The following is a 16,400-nucleotide window of genomic DNA, read 5'->3' as shown; positions in this document are numbered from 1 at the left end:
GCGTTCGGGGATCGCCGGGAACGGGTCGGGGACAACGTCAATGGCGCTGGACGATGATATTCGCATTCTGTCCGGCGTGGGTCTGTTTGAAGGATTCACGCGCGAACAGTTGCGCCTCATGGCCTTCGGCGCCGAAAGCATGACGCTTTCCGCCGGACGGGAAATCTATGCCGAAGGAGCAACTGCCGACTGCGCCTTTATCGTCGCCTCCGGGAATGTTGTGCTGTTTACCGAACGGGATGGCGAACGCCAGATTATCGAGCGGCTCGGCCCTGGTGACATGATGGGCGAGTTCGCACTGATCGCCGAAGGCCGCCGTATGACAAACGCGATGGCGGAAACCGAAACGCGGCTTGTGAGGATCAGTCGTTCAAGCTTTCATCGGATCCTTGAAGAGTTTCCCGAAACGGCAATCCGTCTGCATGAGAGAATTGCCGATAACCTGCAACTCATGATCGCCCGAATGGAGCAAATCGCGGCCCGGTTCGCCGACTGATTTTTCCGTAGAAACACACGCGTTTCGGCCCTTTTTCCTCCAAAACGGGCGTTTTCGCCGAAAATCAGTGAAATTCCTGAAAACCGGTCAGCCGAAGTCAAAGCCTGCAATGACAGGCACATGGTCCGATGGACGGTCCCACCCACGCGCCTCGCGCAACACTTCAATCCGGTTCAACGCCGGAGAAAGATTGGGTGACGACCAGATATGGTCGAGCCTGCGTCCACGATCAGAAAGCGCCCAGTCCTTGGCGCGGTAGCTCCACCATGTGAAGATTTTTTCTTCCGGTGGAATAATCTGCCGCATCAGATCCACCCAACCGCCTTCCTTCCGCAGCCTTTCCAGCCCTTCGGTCTCGACCGGTGTGTGGCTGACGACTTTGAGAAGCTGCTTGTGTGACCAGACATCGGTTTCGAGCGGCGCGATATTGAGGTCGCCGACGAGAATGGTCCCCGAATTGCCGCTTTCTTCAGCGCGCAGCGCATGCATTTCTGCAAGAAAGTCAAGCTTGTGGCGAAACTTCGGATTGATCTCCGGATCCGGCTCGTCGCCACCGGCAGGCACGTAGAAATTATGCAGAAGGACGGAGCGCCCCGCGCCCGTATCAAGGGATACGGAAATGTGCCGGCTATCGCCCATCCCGCAAAATGCGCGCTTTTCAACGAGTTTGAGAGGGCGGCGCGCGATGGTGGCGACACCGTGATAACCCTTCTGACCATGGATCGCCATGTGCTCATATCCAGCCTTCCGGAAAGCGGCGGCGGGGAACTGGTCATCGGCACATTTGGTTTCCTGAAGGCAAAGGACGTCCGGGCTGTACCGTTCCAGAAACTGCTCGACGAGCGGCATGCGCAGCCGCACGGAATTGATGTTCCAGGTGGCGATGGTGAAGGGCATGAAGGCAGTCCGGGCTAGAAAGCTTGCAGGAAGCGCAAACCTGCCCGGAACAGGAAAGAATGACAAGCAAATCGGCCTGCCGGAAAAGAAAAGGCCGGACTGTCCACAGGCCGGCCAGATCTCAATGCGTCGGTATCAACGCTTGTTGCGGCTCATCGCGTCGACCCGACGGTAGTCGATCTTGAACACACTCGGGTCGAAGGTGACGCCCTGCTGAACGTTGAAAATCATCACCGTCGTGTCCTTGCCCTGTGCATCGGTGATGGTCCACTGGCGCAGGTCGTATGAATTCGTATCGAACATCATCGTGATGGTCGAATCTCCGAAAACGGACTTGTCGGACATCTTGATCGTTGTCAGATCATTGTCCTCACGTACGGTCTGAACCTTGTCGCCCGAAAGATCGATGCGTTCGTCAAGAAGCAGCTTCAACGGTGTTTTCGAGAGCGGGTAAAGATCCGCCGTATTGAGCTTCTTGTTCATGATGACGACCGAACTTCCGTCGGACGTTACACGGAAGCCTGACGGCTCTTCATAGTCAAAGCGGATCTTGCCCGGACGTTCGATATAGAACTTGCCGCCGGTCTGCTCACCCCGCGGGCCGAATTGCACAAATTCGCCCATCATGGTGCGAACGCTGGAAAAATGCGCCGCAATCTGGTCGGCACTCTGTGCAGCCCGCGCTGCCAGAGGCACAACGCAGAACGCCGTCAACGCCATCGCCGCGATCGCGAGTCGCCGGGCCAGAAAGTCGGTTACCCCAAAATTCATCGTGTTCGATCTCCACATTTGCCCTCCCGGATAACCAACCAGTAGGGCCGAAATTTGGCTGCAGGTTAACGGCCGATACGGAAGCCGGTTCCGGCGCCCGGCCTCATCAGACCTCATCCTGCTCCGTGGGCACGAGAATCTCGCGCTTGCCGGCGTGATTGGCAGGGCCGACAATGCCCTCTTCCTCCATGCGTTCAATGATTGACGCGGCGCGGTTGTAGCCGATGCCGAGACGGCGCTGGATATAACTGGTGGATGCCTTTCCGTCGCGCAGAACCACAGCAACCGCCTGATCGTAGGGATCGGCAGAATCGCCCAGATTGCCGCCTCCGGATCCTCCGCCGCCGCCAGCTGAGCCGCCGTCATCTTCCTCGTCATCCTCGGTGACAGCGTCGAGATAGTCCGGCACGCCCTGCATCTTCAGATGATTGACGATGCTTTCTACCTCGCCATCGGAAACAAACGGACCGTGAACGCGTTGTATGCGCCCGCCGCCAGCCATGTAAAGCATGTCGCCCATGCCCAGAAGCTGCTCGGCGCCCTGCTCGCCCAGAATGGTGCGGCTGTCGATCTTCGACGTCACCTGGAAGGAGATGCGCGTCGGGAAGTTGGCCTTGATCGTGCCCGTGATGACGTCCACCGAAGGACGTTGCGTGGCCATGATCACATGGATGCCGGCAGCACGCGCCATCTGCGCCAGACGCTGCACCGCTCCTTCGATATCCTTGCCGGCGACCATCATCAGGTCGGCCATCTCGTCGATGATGACGACGATGAAGGGCATCGGCTCGAGATCCAGATCCTCGCTCTCGTAGATCGCCTCGCCCGTCTCGCGGTCGAAGCCGGTCTGGACGGTGCGCTTTATCGTCTCGCCCTTCTTCTTGGCGGCAACGACACGCTGGTTGAAGCCCTCGATGTTGCGCACACCAACCTTGGACATCTTGCGGTAGCGGTCTTCCATCTCCCGCACGGTCCATTTGAGCGCGACGACCGCTTTCTTGGGGTCGGTCACAACCGGGGTCAGGAGATGCGGGATGCCGTCATAGATGGACAGTTCCAGCATCTTCGGATCGATCATGATCAGGCGGCACTGCTCGGGCGTCATGCGGTAGAGCAGCGACAGGATCATGGTGTTGATGGCGACCGACTTGCCCGAACCCGTGGTACCGGCCACCAGAAGGTGAGGCATCTTGGCAAGGTCGGCGATTACGGCTTCGCCATTGATGGTCTTGCCCAGCGAAAGCGCCAGTTTGGCCTTGCTCGCCTCGAAGTCGCGGCTTGCCAGAAGCTCGCGCAGATAAACGGTTTCGCGCGTGGAATTCGGCAGTTCGATGCCGATGGCGTTGCGGCCGGGCACCACGGCCACGCGGGCCGCTATGGCGCTCATGGACCGGGCAATATCGTCTGCAAGGCCGATGACGCGCGACGATTTGATACCGGGCGCAGGCTCCAGCTCATAGAGCGTGACCACCGGGCCGGGACGTACATGGATGATCTCGCCCTTGACGCCGAAATCCTCCAGAACGCCTTCGAGAAGGCGGGCATTCTGCTCCAGCGCATCCCGGGAAAGCGAAGGGTCCTTTGTCGAGGTTTTTGGTTCCGCAAGCAGATGGAGTTCTGGAAGTTCAAAGGTTCCACTGTCGAGGAAGGAGGGCTGTGCCTCGCGGCGAACACGCGCACCTTCCGCCGGCCTTGGTGCAGGATTCTCAACCCGTTGCGTCGCAGGTGCGGACACTGCCTGCCGCGATGGTGCGGCAACAGGCTGCGGCACCGGGGCGTCAAACTCGGGTTCTACGCGCGCGCGGGGGGCTGCAGGCGCCTCGTTGAAGTCCGGCTCAACCCGGGCATCCATATCAAAATCGTCGAAGCCCGTCTCTTCATCCTCGTCCAGATCGATCGCTCGCGTCCGATGGCTATCGCGTGGACCGGCACGGACAAGGTTGCGTCGGAAAAATGCGCAGAAGGACAACCACCAATGGGCCATATAGCCAAGGATGACCGAACCTCCGCTTTCATCATCTTCATCCAAAGCATCGAAGGCAGCGTCGTCGTCTTGCTCCTCGGCAAAGTCGTCGGCTGAGGGACGTGAAAGCAAGCCGGCGCCGAAGGCAAGGAGCCAGCCCGCCGGCAGGCCAAGAATTGCAGCAATCACGAAACCCGCAAAGCCGCGCGGATACGCGCCGAGAAATTTCGCAGGAACGGAGAGGATCATGTCACCCAGAACACCGCCAAGACCCGTGGGCAAAGGCCAGGTGGGTGGCGGCGCGAACGCGCCGACTATGCCTGCAGCCAAAACCGCGCCCAGGAACCATGCACCAGCCCGCTTCACAGCGCGATCAATCGGACGGCCCAGCAGAAGGAGCACGCCCCAGCATACCGCCGGCACGAGCCCGATCAGCGCCGCCAGGCCGTAAAACTGCATGGCAAGATCGGAGAAAACCGCCCCGGGATATCCCATCGCATTGGTGACGGGATTGGCGGTGGCATGGCTGAAGCTTGGATCGGCCACGTTCCATGTGGCGAGCGCCGCCACGCCGAACGCCACGAAGGCCAGCAGCGCAAGGCCGCCTGCACGCGCTGCCTGACGGCGCAGGAAAGCCTGCAGACCGTAGCTGTTTTCATCCATCGCCAAGAATGCCGAAGACCCGGAACTCATGCGCTCAATTCTCCGCTCGCGCGTTGCTTTCGACGCGAAACGCGCCGTGATGACTCGTTTGAGACCCTAGCGAGCGGATGGTTAAGACGGCATTAACCATGGAGGGGTGCGTTGCAATTTCTCAGATCATTAAAAAAGGGCCCGGCGAACCGGGCCCTTTCAGGAAGGCAACCGGCCCGAGGGCCGATTGTCAGGCAAGTGTTTGCGCGTTCAGCGCCCATGCATGGGCATGAATTCGGGATAGGCTTCGACACCCACCTCGGCCACGTCGAGACCACTCATCTCGTCTTCTGGGCTCACGCGCAGTCCCATGGTGGCCTTGAGGATCATCCAGACCACGAAGGACACGACAAAGGTGAAGACACCATAGGCAACGATGCCGACAATCTGGACACCGAAGCTGGCACCGCTGTTGGTGAGCGGAACGGCGAGCGTTCCCCAGATACCTGCAATCAGGTGAACCGGGATAGCACCGACAACATCGTCGATCTTCAGCTTGTCGAGCAGCGGCACGGTGAGCACCACGATGACACCGCCAATGGCACCAATGACGATGGCCATGAACGGGCTGGGCGTGAGCGGTTCAGCGGTAATCGACACCAGACCGGCTAGCGCGCCATTGAGCACGAAAGTGATATCGACCTTCTTGTAGAGGATCTGCGTGAGGATCAGCGCGGCGACGACACCTGCAGCAGCGGCCAGATTGGTGTTGGCGAAGATGCGGCTGATATCGGATGCATCGGCATTGGTACCCATGGTGAGCTGCGAAGCACCATTGAAGCCGAACCAGCCGAGCCAGAGAATGAAAGTGCCAAGCGTTGCAAGGGCCATGTTAGAGCCGGGAATGGGCGTGACCTTGCCGTCAGATGCGAACTTCCCGTTGCGTGCGCCCAGAAGGAGCGCGCCGGCAAGGGCCGCCCAACCACCCACCGAGTGAACCAGCGTGGAGCCGGCGAAATCCTGGAAGCCCATGGCGTCGAGCCAGCCGGCACCCCATTTCCACGAACCCGCGATCGGATAGATGAAGCCGGTCAGAACCACGACGAAGATGAGAAACGGCCACAGCTTGATTCGCTCGGCCAGCGTGCCCGAAACGATGGACGCGGCGGTGGCCACAAAGACCATCTGGAAGAACCAGTCCGAGGCGACGGAATAATCGCCCTCATTGGCCGTGCCGGCAGCAGGCCAGCTATAGGGCGCAAACGTGCCGATATAGCTCGACACATCCACATACATCAGGCTGTAACCCACCACCCAGTACATGATGCCGGCGATGGAATAGAGCGCGACGTTTTTCAAAAGCTGCATGGAGACGTTTTTGGTGCGCACCATGCCCGCTTCAAGCATGGCAAAACCCGCTGCCATCCACATGACGAGAAAACCGCCCATGAGAAAGAGCAGCGTGTTGAAAATAAACGCCGTCTCGGAAGCCGAGGCAAATTCCGGGGCCGCCTCAGCGGAATCCTGTGCCAGAGCCGGAAAGGACATGGCCGCCAGCGCGAGCCCGCCCAGCGCCAGCGGACCCGCAGCGCTCTTCAGTGTTCGATACATCATCTGATTCTCCATCGGAATATGCTGCCGCTTAAAGGGCTTCGACGCCGGACTCGCCGGTGCGAATGCGCACCGCCTTGTCGAGCGCGTGAACAAAGACCTTGCCGTCACCGATCTGTCCGGTGCGGGCGGCCTCGACGATGGCTTCAACCACCTGGTCGACCATGTCGGAATCGACCGCCACCTCGATCTTCACCTTGGGCAGGAAGGTCACGGCGTATTCGGCGCCGCGATAGATTTCCGTGTGTCCTTTCTGTCGTCCATAGCCCTTAACCTCCGTGACGGTGAGGCCTTGGATGCCGAGGCCGGTGAGCGCTTCGCGCACCGCCTCCAGCTTGAAGGGCTTGACGATTGCCATCACTATTTTCATGGCAGTTCACCTTTGCTGTTGCGGGATCCCGCGGGTTGCCTGCATCGCGCGAACCGCCATGCGGACCGCGACAACAAAGGAGAATCAAATGCCGTGCCAGTTCGAATGAACCAGCCTCAAATTATTGAAAAATATAATAAAACGATCCACCTACTTGGGTGGAAGAAAAACTCACGCCTCTATAAATGCTTAATATATAGGCAAAACTTGCATTTTGCCTATTTTGTACGCAGGCGCACCAGCCCCTCTTGCGCAACCGACGCGACCAACGTGCCATCAAGCGCATAGAGACTGCCACGGGAGAAGCCACGCGCGCCCTGCGCCGATGGGCTGTCCTGCGTGTAGAGCAGCCAGTCATCGAGTTTGTTTTGCCGATGAAACCACATGGCGTGGTCGAGGCTTGCCATCTGGATATCCGGATCGAACCCGTTGCGACCATGAGCGAAGGTGGAGGTGTCGAGCAGCGTCATGTCGGAAAGGTAGGCGAGCACAGCTGCCTGCAGAGCCCGATCGTCGGGCACCGGACCCGTGGTGCGGATCCACACATCCTGGCGCGGCGGCAGCTTGTCGCGGCTTGTATAGTGCTCGATGATGACGGGGCGCACCTCGATAGGGCGCTCTCGCGCCCAGTAGCGACGGATGTTTTCCGGCACACGCTCGCCGAACTCGGCCAGAAACTCGCGCTGGGTGCGCAGATTTTCCGGAGGCGTGACACCCTCAGGCATGGGAAGCTGATGATCGAGGCCGGGCTCCTCTTTCTGGAAAGAGGCGGAGAGCGAAAAGATGGCGTGGCCATGCTGAATGGCAACCACGCGGCGGGTGGTGAAGCTGCCGCCATCGCGGATGCGATCCACTTCGTAGATGATCGGCACTGCCGGATCACCAGGCCGCATGAAATAGCAATGGAGCGAGTGGACATGACGGGCGGCATCGACGGTGCGCTGGGCGGCGACGAGCGCCTGACCGATGACCTGCCCGCCGAAAACGCGTTGCCAGGCCGATTGCGGACTGCGACCACGAAACAGATTGTGTTCGAGCGCCTCAAGATCGAGTATGGCAAGCAGGTCTTGCATGGCCGACGACATGAATGGCTTCCCTCCGGCAGCGAATGTTATGGCTGATGATGTCCAAGACGAAGGCGGGAACCAAGTCAAGGCCCCCGGGTTGGGTCAGAGACGGCAGGATCACTGAAGGCGAATGAGGTGGCGCTATGGCCAGGAATACGAAACAGACATCCGGGCGCGAACTGGACATCCTGATCGCCGGCGCCGGCTATGTGGGCCTGGCGACTGCTGTTTCCATCGCCCGCGCACAGCCTGGCCTTAAAGTGGCGCTGGTGGATGCAGCACCAGAGGGCGTGTGGCAGCGCGATGGCCGCGCATCGGCAATCGCGGCTGCGGCCTGTCGGATGCTCAAGCGGCTCGATTGCTGGACGGAGATAGAACCGGAGGCACAGCCCATCACCGAGATGGAGATCACCGATTCGCGCACCGCCGATGTGGTGCGGCCGGTTTTCCTCACCTTCGGCGGTGAGGCTGGAGAGGGCGAACCCTTTGCCCATATGGTGCCGAACCGGGTGATGAACGGCGCGTTGCGCGCCCGCGCTGGTGAATGCGGTGTCGAGATTATCGAGGGTGTCGCGGTCGACGGCTTCGCCAATATGGGCGGGCATGTGACGGTGAGCCTTGCAGACGGCTCCACATGCCTCACGCGTCTTCTCGTCGCTGCCGATGGCGTGCGCTCGCGCCTGCGCGACATGGCCAGCATCAAGACGGTGAAGTGGGATTACGGCCAATCGGGCATTGTCTGCACCGTGGCGCATGAGCGTCCGCACAATGGCCGCGCCGAAGAGCATTTCCTGCCCGCCGGCCCGTTCGCCACGCTACCTCTGACCGGCAACCGCTCATCCATTGTATGGACCGAGCGCACGGAAGATGCAGACCGGCTGGTCAAGGAAGATGACCTCGTCTTCGAGCAGGAACTGGAGCTGCGCTTCGGCTTGAAGCTCGGCGAAATCCGCGTGGAAGGCCCACGCCGCGCCTGGCCGCTGGGGCTGACGCTGGCGCGCGAATTCGTGAAGCCGCGCTTCGCACTGGCGGGCGATGCGGCGCATGGCATCCACCCCATTGCGGGGCAGGGTTTGAATCTCGGCTTCAAGGACGCGGCAGCGCTGGCCGAGGTGATCGTGGAGGCCGAACGGCTGGGCGAGGATATCGGTGCGCTCGACGTGTTGCAGCGCTATGAGCGCTGGCGGCGGTTCGACACGGTTCAGATGGGCGTGACGACCGACGTTCTAAACCGGCTCTTCTCCAACGATATCGGCCCGGTGCGGGCGCTGCGTGATTTTGGTCTTGGCCTGGTTGAACGAATGCCGGCCATGAAGCGTTACTTCATCCAGCAGGCCTCGGGACTGGCCCCCGGCACACCGAGACTGCTGCGCGGAGAGGCAATCTAGCCTTTCGGCTTCAACGCACTATGTCCACAAGGAGAAGATCATGGCTATGAAACGGCATGCGGACGTCACCTGGAAGGGATCGCTGGTCGAGGGTTCAGGCAGCCTCGACACGCAGAGCGGTGCGCTTTCGGGCTTGCCCCTCGGTTTCAAGGCCCGTTTCGAGGACGAGAGCGGCAAGACGGGCACCAATCCCGAAGAGTTGATCGCGGGCGCCCATGCCGGCTGTTTCGCCATGCAACTCTCCCACATGCTGGCCGAGAGCGGCACACCGGCGGAGAAGCTGGAGGTGCGAGCCGACGTCTCCCTACAGCCAGCCAAAGGCGGCGGCTTCGAGATAGTCAGGAGCGCGCTCACGCTTGTGGGCAAGGTGCCGGATCTCGACGAGGCAAAATTCGTGGAGATCGCCGAAAAGGCAAAGGCCTCCTGCCCCGTCTCGAAGGCGCTCGGTGCAATCGAGATCACGCTGGACGCCAAATACGGCTGACGACACTTTCGCGATGAAAACCGTCGGCCGGCGCAATGGAAGGTCGTTCGATGGCAACACTTCGCAACCAAAAATCAGGCGATGCAGCTAAAATTCCCTTACGGAACAAGTCGTTCGGGAGGAATGACATGCTGCAGACCCAGACACCGCGGACATTGAAGACCGCGGCACAGAAATCCTCACTCACCATAACCGACATCACGGCCGAGGCCGCGAAGCTGGACGCGTTCGACAATCACGAACGCGTCTGGCACGGCCGCGACGAGGAGCGTGGCCTAAACGCCATCGTGGCGATCCACAACACCGCGCTTGGCCCCGGCCTCGGCGGCACGCGCGTGTGGCCGCACGAAACCTTCGAGGCTGCGCTCACCGACGTATTACGTCTGTCGCGGGGGATGACCTTCAAGTCAGCCGTGGCGGGTATGGATTTCGGCGGCGGCAAAGCGCTCATCATCGCCAATTCCAAAACCGATAAGACGCCCGCGCTGCTTGAAGCCTATGCGGAAATGCTGGCAGCGCTGAATGGCCAATATTTTACGGGAGAGGACGTCGGCTTCACGGTTGCCGATGCGGATTTCCTGCGCGAACGCACCCCCAATGTGACCGGCACCACCGTTGGCGGCAGCGGCAACCCTTCGCCCGTGACCGCCCATGGCGTGTTTCTGGGGATCAAGGCCGCGCTGAAGCATCGTGGTGTTGCCACGCTCGACGGTGTGTATGTGGCCGTACAGGGGCTTGGCTCCGTGGGCTGGACACTGTGTGAAAAGCTTAATGCGGAAGGTGCGAGGCTTTCGGTGACCGACATCGACGCAACCCGGATGGAACAGGCGAAAGACGCATTCGGCGCAACAGCGGTTGCGCTGGACGACATTCTGAAAGTGAACGCTGATGTGTTCGCGCCCTGTGCGCTGGGCGGCGTGCTTTCTGCCGAAACGATTCCCCTGCTCTCTGCGAAGATCGTTGCGGGTGCTGCCAACAACCCGCTCGTGCGGCACGAGGATGCCCGACTCCTGATGGAGCGTAGTGTGCTCTATGCGCCGGACTATGTGATCAATGCCGGCGGGCTTCTGAATGTCGCAGCCGAGCTCGCGCCCGGCGGATATGACCGCGAAGCCACGATGGCGAAAGTTGCGAAGATACCCGAGACACTCGCCGACATTTTCGCTCGCGCCGAGGCACAGAAGCGCCCGACCAACGATGTGGCGGCAGAGATCGCATTCGAGCGGATTAACGCGGCGCGGCAGCGCTGAACAACTGGCGGGTTGCACGCTCGACGGGCGCAACCCGCTCCGTTCCAACGCGGATCACTTGATCCCCGTAAAGGCCGCCTCGCCCCAAACCTGGCGAACACGCGCATCGCGGCCACAGCCCTTGCGGTAGCCCTTGTAGGCGTCTTTCTTCTTCACCAGTCCGAAGCGGGAGAGAATGCGCTCGTCGCTCTGATAATAGTTCTGGTGGTAATCCTCCGCCGGCCAGAATCTGGCAGACCCGAGAACCGGTGTGACGACCTTGCCGCCGAGTGCGGCATTCGCTTCCTGTTTGGCTTTTTCCGCTGCAGCCTTCTGCGCATCGTCAAGCGCATAGACCGCCGTTGAATAGCTCTCGCCCCGGTCGCAGAACTGACCGCCGGCATCGGTCGGATCGACCGAACGGAAGAAGATTTCCAGGAGCCGGTCATAGCTGACCTTCGCATCGTCGAAATCGATCTTCACCACCTCGCGGTGGCCGCCTGAGGAATAGGTGCGGTAGGTCGGGTTTTCCGTGCTCCCGCCCGCATAGCCGGACACCGTGTCGAGCACGCCGGGAACCTTGTCGAAATCCGCCTCGACACACCAGAAGCAGCCACCGGCGAAAATCGCCGTCTGCTTTTCAGCCGTCGCCGGCTGAGAAACCGCCACCATGGCGGTGAGGGAAAAGGCCGCGGCCAAAAGGGAACGTCGCAACATCAATGTCTCTCCTGTGTTCCCGCACAGAGCTACCGCGCCGGGCGGCAAATTCAAATCAAGCCGCTACACGCTTGCGTGAGGTGATTGAAACTGGAGAGAGGGGGCAGCAATCCTCCCTGCTCGGCGTATCGACGAGCAGGGAGGAAAGAGATTTTTAGACGCGGCGTTCGACCATCATCTTCTTGATGTTGGCGATGGCCTTGGCCGGGTTTAGCCCCTTGGGGCAGGCCTGCGTGCAGTTCATGATCGTGTGGCAGCGATAGAGCCGGAAGGGATCTTCCAGATTGTCGAGACGCTCGCCCGTCTTCTCGTCACGCGAATCGATCAGCCAGCGATAGGCCTGAAGCAGCACGGCGGGGCCGAGATAACGCTCGCCGTTCCACCAGTAGCTCGGGCACGAGGTCTGGCAGCAGAAGCACAGGATGCACTCGTAAAGCCCGTCAAGCTTGGTGCGGTCCTCATGGCTCTGCTTCCACTCGGTCGCGGGCTCCGGCGTGATCGTCTGCAGCCACGGCTCGATGGAGGAAAGCTGGGCGTAGGGCACGGAAAGATCCGGCACCAGATCCTTGACCACCGGCATGTGCGGCAGCGGATAGATCTTCACCGCATCCTGCGCCACCTCATCCATGCCCTTGGTGCAGGCCAGCGTGTTGGTGCCGTCGATGTTCATCGCGCAGGACCCGCAGATACCCTCGCGGCAGGAACGGCGGAAGGTCAGCGTCGGGTCGATCTTGTTCTTGATGTAGATCAGCCCATCGAGGACCATCGGTCCGCAATCATCCATGTCGATATAATAGGTATCGACACGCGGGTTTTCTTCATCATCCGGCGACCAGCGATAGATCTTGTATTCGCGCAGGTTGGTCGCGCCCTCGGGCTTCGGCCAGACCTTGCCCTCCTTGACACGGGAATTCTTGGGAAGGGTGATTTCAACCATGATTTCCTCGCCTCAGTAGACCCGCGCCTTGGGCGCGATTTTCTTGGGATCGATGCCGCCGTCTTCCGGCCTCAGCATCGGGTCGGTGTGGACGGGACGATAGTCGAGCGTCACCTTGCCGGCCTCATCGACCCAGGACAGCGTGTGCTTGCGCCAGTCCTCGTCGTTGCGGCCGCCCATCGGACCATCCTTGTAGTCCTCGCGGGCATGGGCGCCACGGCTCTCCTTGCGCGCTTCGGCGCTGTAAACCGTGGTGATGGCGTTGGCCATCAGGTTTTCCAGCTCCAGCGTCTCCATGAGATCCGAATTCCAGATCATCGAGCGGTCGGAGACCTTGACGTCGGGAAGCTCTTTCCAGACGGCGCTGATGCGCTCGCAGCCCTGCTCCAGCGATTCCTGCGTGCGGAAAACGGCAGCGTCTTCCTGCATGGCGCGCTGCATCTTCTCGCGCAGCTCCGCCGTGGGCGTGGAGCCGGATGCATGGCGCAGACGGTCGAAACGCTCCATGATCTTTTCGCAGGCTGCCTCGTTGAGCGCCGGAACCGGAGCCTCTCGGTCGACCACCTCGCCGGCGCGAATGGCAGCGGCGCGGCCAAAGACCACAAGATCGATCAGCGAGTTGGAACCAAGACGGTTGGCGCCATGCACGGAGGCACAGGCCGCCTCGCCAACGGCCATCAGGCCGGGTGCTACCGCATCGGGATTGTCCTTCGTCGGGTTCAGCACCTCACCCCAATAGTTGGTCGGGATGCCGCCCATATTGTAGTGAACGGTCGGCAGGACCGGGATTGGTTCACGCGTCACATCGACACCGGCGAAGATGCGGGCCGATTCGGCGATGCCGGGCAGGCGCTCGTGGATGACCGCCGGGTCCAGATGATCGAGATGCAGGAAGATGTGATCCTTGTTCTTGCCGACGCCACGGCCTTCACGGATCTCCATGGTCATGCAGCGCGACACCACGTCACGCGAGGCAAGGTCCTTGGCCGATGGCGCATAACGCTCCATGAAGCGCTCGCCTTCGGAATTGACCAGATAGCCACCTTCGCCGCGCACACCCTCGGTGATGAGGCAGCCGGCACCATAAATGCCGGTCGGGTGAAACTGCACGAACTCCATGTCCTGCAGCGGCAGGCCGGCGCGGGCGATCATGCCATTGCCGTCGCCCGTGCAGGTGTGGGCGGAGGTGCAGGAGAAATAGGCGCGGCCATAACCGCCCGTCGCCAGCACCACCATCTTGGCGGAGAAGCGGTGGATCGTACCGTCTTCAAGGTTCCAGGCCACGACACCGGTGCACACACCATCGTCGGACATGATGAGATCGAGCGCGAAATACTCGATGAAGAACTCGGCGTGATTCTTGACGGACTGGCCGTAGAGCGTGTGCAGGATGGCGTGACCGGTGCGGTCTGCCGCCGCACAGGTGCGCTGCACGGGCGGGCCATCGCCGAAATTCTGCATGTGGCCGCCGAAGGGACGCTGGTAGATCTTGCCTTCCTCGGTGCGCGAGAAGGGCACGCCGTAATGCTCGAGCTCGTAGACGGCGGCGGGCGCCTCGCGGGCGAGATATTCCATGGCGTCGACATCACCGAGCCAGTCGGAACCCTTTACCGTGTCGTAAAGGTGCCATTGCCAGTGGTCGGGGCCCATGTTCTTGAGCGAAGCGGCGATGCCGCCCTGCGCCGCCACCGTGTGGGAGCGGGTCGGGAAAACCTTGGTGATACAGGCCGTCTTGAGCCCCTGCTCGGCCATGCCGAGCGTGGCGCGCAGACCGGCACCGCCAGCGCCGACGACGACGACGTCGAACTTGTGGTCGACATAGGTGTAGGCGCTTCCCGCCTTCTTTTCTGTTGCCTTTGCCATAACCGGGTTCAGCCTCCGAGGGCGATCTTGACGAGGGCGAAGAGAGAAACGACGCCCAGAATGAGTGTGAAGAAGATGTTGCCGATCAGGAGCGCGACCTTGCCGCCCTCACCGTGGATATAATCCTCGATGATGACCTGCATGCCGAGCTTCATGTGATAGAGCACCGACAGGACGGCGAAGGCCAGAAGCACGGTGACGACCGGATTGGCGATGGCCGCGCGGACCTCTTCATAGGATGCGCCATTGTTGGCGATGACGAAGCCGATGAAGAAGATGACAAGCGGAATGTTGGCAATGGCCGTGAGGCGCTGACGCCAGAAATGGTCCGTGCCTTCCTTGGCCGAACCGAGACCGCGAACGCGGTTAAGCGGTGTGCGCATGTCGCTCATGATCAAAACCCTCCACGAACGGCATAGCCGATGATCCAGACCAGAATGGTCAGCACGATGGAAACGGCGATGGTGGCCTTGGCCATTTTCGTCGCTGTCGCCTTTTCAAGGCCGCGCCCCGTGTCCCACACGAGATGGCGAAGACCGCCGACCAGGTGGTGGATCATGGCCCAGGTGAAACCGAACAGGACGAGACGGCCGAACCAGGAGCCGTAGATGCCATTGACGGTGTCGAAGGCTTCCTTCGAGCCGCTAGCGGCGGCAAGCCAGATGACGAACAGGACCATGCCGAAATAAAGCGCGCCCCCGGTGATACGGTGGACGATCGACATAAGCATTGTCGGAATGAGTCGATAGACTTGCAGGTGAGGCGAAAGCGGCCTGGCCTTCACAGTTGCGGTTTTGCTCATGGCTTCCCCAATTCGATACCGGCGCGGCGGGGTGGCTGTTGCGAGAGCGACATCGGGTCCCGAACTCGCGCCCTGCGGCTGAGGCTTTCTAATGCGGTTTTTGCAGTGCGTCAAAGCCGCAAAAGCAATCCTTTGGCCGAATATATTCCGAAGAGTGCTGCGGACGAGCCGGACTGCGGGACTTTAAACGATTGAACGAATTTTTTCCCGTTTTGCGCCCTCAAGCTATCGGCGGCAGGTGATGGGTATCTTGCCACTGACCATCCACAACGCCTCGCTCCCCTCGATCACGACAGCATAGAGAGACTCGCCATAACGGACGCTTTGTCCCGGTGGCGATGCCGGCAAATCCAGCTCCAGCCCCCGAGGACTGACCACGGAGATACCGCCCCGCCTTGGAGAGATCGTCATCTCCATACCGTCATCGCAGGCCAGCTTGACCGGTCCTGAAAAAGGAAGGCCGGCGGCCTTGTTCGCCTCCTGAGAGGATGGCGCGACACAACTGGCCACCCCCAACCCAGATGCGATGAGCAAGAAGCCGAGCATGCCGAACTGGCACGTTCGCCATGAAGGCGGTCCTGAAAACGTCATTGGGAAGCCTCTATTTCGGCTCTGAAGCCGGCATACGTTCGGTGGACTGCTCGAAACGGATGACATGTGTGGTCCAGTCGGCAGGGGCAGCCATCGCCTCGTAAAGCTTGCGCCCCTCTTCCGGCTGACGCGGCGCATTGAGTGCGAGCCGCGCCCAGCCGCGCTCTTCGGCCTGGTCGGCAATAACATCAACCAGTGCCTTGCCAATGCCCTTGCGGCGGTGATCGTGGTGCACAAAGAGATGGTCGACCAGCCCGTGGCGCATGCCGGAAACCGGGTCCGGCAGATCGTAGAACAGCGCAAAGCCAACGAGCTCGCCATCGAGGCTGGCACCAACCACCTCCACGGCGCGATCCTGCAACAGCGTTTCGGCGTAGTATTCGTCGGGGCGACGCGGCGCACCGCGCTTCAGCGACTGCGTGTAGGCTGCCAGAAGGGGCGCCAGAACATGCGCATCCTTGAGACGCAGCGGATTGATGTCGATCTGATGATTCTCGCCCATGGAGCACCCTTCCCCGAAATTAACCACGTCTGTCAATCGGCATGTTTGAGAACCATGCTCCACGTGACAAAGGTTAAGA

The 16,400-nt window shown here is 60.8% G+C and carries 17 protein-coding genes; 4 read left to right on the top strand and 13 right to left on the bottom strand.

Annotation, left to right across the window (positions count from 1 at the left end; genetic code table 11):
• The first annotated feature begins 40 nt into the window (after positions 1–40).
• Complete coding sequence (locus H7H48_RS13845; RefSeq protein ID WP_229449640.1) at positions 41–496, top strand: cyclic nucleotide-binding domain-containing protein; 456 nt, start codon at positions 41–43, stop codon at positions 494–496.
• 87 nt (positions 497–583) lie between these two features.
• On the opposite strand, the gene H7H48_RS13840 is transcribed toward H7H48_RS13845, so the two are convergent.
• The 6 genes from H7H48_RS13840 to tesB form a co-directional block, all read right to left on the bottom strand.
• Positions 584–1,393: an exodeoxyribonuclease III gene (locus tag H7H48_RS13840; RefSeq protein WP_229449639.1), complete on the bottom strand. Its 810-nt coding sequence runs from the start codon at positions 1,391–1,393 to the stop codon at positions 584–586.
• Between the two features lie 135 nt (positions 1,394–1,528).
• A complete protein-coding gene (locus H7H48_RS13835) occupies positions 1,529–2,164 on the bottom strand; it encodes an outer membrane lipoprotein carrier protein LolA (RefSeq protein ID WP_370633385.1) in 636 nt (211 codons plus the stop codon).
• 106 nt (positions 2,165–2,270) lie between these two features.
• Positions 2,271–4,820, bottom strand: a complete 2,550-nt coding sequence (locus H7H48_RS13830; RefSeq protein WP_229449638.1) for a DNA translocase FtsK — start codon at positions 4,818–4,820, stop codon at positions 2,271–2,273.
• A 210-nt stretch (positions 4,821–5,030) separates the two neighbouring features.
• A complete protein-coding gene (gene amt, locus H7H48_RS13825) occupies positions 5,031–6,374 on the bottom strand; it encodes an ammonium transporter (protein WP_229449637.1) in 1,344 nt (447 codons plus the stop codon).
• 28 nt (positions 6,375–6,402) lie between these two features.
• Entirely contained in the window at positions 6,403–6,741 is a 339-nt protein-coding gene (locus tag H7H48_RS13820) for a P-II family nitrogen regulator (RefSeq protein WP_065816944.1), read from the bottom strand.
• A gap of 218 nt (positions 6,742–6,959) precedes the next feature.
• Positions 6,960–7,826 (bottom strand): acyl-CoA thioesterase II, encoded by an 867-nt coding sequence (gene tesB / locus H7H48_RS13815; protein WP_229449636.1) that lies wholly within the window; start codon positions 7,824–7,826, stop codon positions 6,960–6,962.
• A gap of 125 nt (positions 7,827–7,951) precedes the next feature.
• Here tesB and H7H48_RS13810 point away from each other — a divergent pair, with 125 nt between their 5' ends.
• The 3 genes from H7H48_RS13810 to H7H48_RS13800 all read left to right on the top strand — a co-directional run bounded on the left by H7H48_RS13810 (position 7,952) and on the right by H7H48_RS13800 (position 10,930).
• A complete protein-coding gene (locus H7H48_RS13810; RefSeq protein WP_229449635.1) occupies positions 7,952–9,196 on the top strand; it encodes a ubiquinone biosynthesis hydroxylase in 1,245 nt (414 codons plus the stop codon).
• A 46-nt stretch (positions 9,197–9,242) separates the two neighbouring features.
• Entirely contained in the window at positions 9,243–9,680 is a 438-nt protein-coding gene (locus tag H7H48_RS13805) for an OsmC family protein (protein ID WP_229450083.1), read from the top strand.
• A 128-nt stretch (positions 9,681–9,808) separates the two neighbouring features.
• The gene (locus tag H7H48_RS13800) at positions 9,809–10,930 is read left to right on the top strand and encodes a Glu/Leu/Phe/Val dehydrogenase (protein WP_229449634.1); all 1,122 of its coding nucleotides are present in this window, start codon (positions 9,809–9,811) and stop codon (positions 10,928–10,930) included.
• 54 nt (positions 10,931–10,984) lie between these two features.
• Here H7H48_RS13800 and msrA read toward each other — a convergent pair whose 3' ends face one another.
• The 7 genes from msrA to H7H48_RS13765 all read right to left on the bottom strand — a co-directional run bounded on the left by msrA (position 10,985) and on the right by H7H48_RS13765 (position 16,321).
• Positions 10,985–11,626 carry a peptide-methionine (S)-S-oxide reductase MsrA gene (msrA, locus tag H7H48_RS13795; protein ID WP_229449633.1) on the bottom strand — a complete coding sequence of 214 codons (642 nt, stop codon included), beginning with the start codon at positions 11,624–11,626 and terminating at the stop codon, positions 10,985–10,987.
• A 154-nt stretch (positions 11,627–11,780) separates the two neighbouring features.
• Positions 11,781–12,563, bottom strand: coding sequence for a succinate dehydrogenase iron-sulfur subunit (locus tag H7H48_RS13790; protein WP_007008328.1), 783 nt, complete (start codon positions 12,561–12,563; stop codon positions 11,781–11,783).
• Between the two features lie 12 nt (positions 12,564–12,575).
• On the bottom strand, positions 12,576–14,426 hold the full coding sequence (gene sdhA, locus H7H48_RS13785; RefSeq protein WP_229449632.1) for a succinate dehydrogenase flavoprotein subunit: 1,851 nt from the start codon (positions 14,424–14,426) through the stop codon (positions 12,576–12,578).
• Positions 14,427–14,434: 8 nt separating this feature from the next.
• Positions 14,435–14,818, bottom strand: coding sequence for a succinate dehydrogenase, hydrophobic membrane anchor protein (gene sdhD / locus H7H48_RS13780; RefSeq protein WP_229449631.1), 384 nt, complete (start codon positions 14,816–14,818; stop codon positions 14,435–14,437).
• A gap of 2 nt (positions 14,819–14,820) precedes the next feature.
• Positions 14,821–15,228 carry a succinate dehydrogenase, cytochrome b556 subunit gene (sdhC, locus tag H7H48_RS13775; RefSeq protein ID WP_229449630.1) on the bottom strand — a complete coding sequence of 136 codons (408 nt, stop codon included), beginning with the start codon at positions 15,226–15,228 and terminating at the stop codon, positions 14,821–14,823.
• 225 nt (positions 15,229–15,453) lie between these two features.
• Positions 15,454–15,819 carry a hypothetical protein gene (locus H7H48_RS13770; protein ID WP_229449629.1) on the bottom strand — a complete coding sequence of 122 codons (366 nt, stop codon included), beginning with the start codon at positions 15,817–15,819 and terminating at the stop codon, positions 15,454–15,456.
• 10 nt (positions 15,820–15,829) lie between these two features.
• The gene (locus H7H48_RS13765; RefSeq protein WP_229449628.1) at positions 15,830–16,321 is read right to left on the bottom strand and encodes a GNAT family N-acetyltransferase; all 492 of its coding nucleotides are present in this window, start codon (positions 16,319–16,321) and stop codon (positions 15,830–15,832) included.
• Between the last annotated feature and the right edge of the window lie 79 nt (positions 16,322–16,400).

The organism is Nitratireductor sp. B36 (assembly GCF_020833685.1).
Classification (GTDB): domain Bacteria; phylum Pseudomonadota; class Alphaproteobacteria; order Rhizobiales; family Rhizobiaceae; genus Nitratireductor.
Note: the sequence above shows the minus strand (reverse complement) of the source record. Positions and strands in the feature narration are given on the sequence as shown.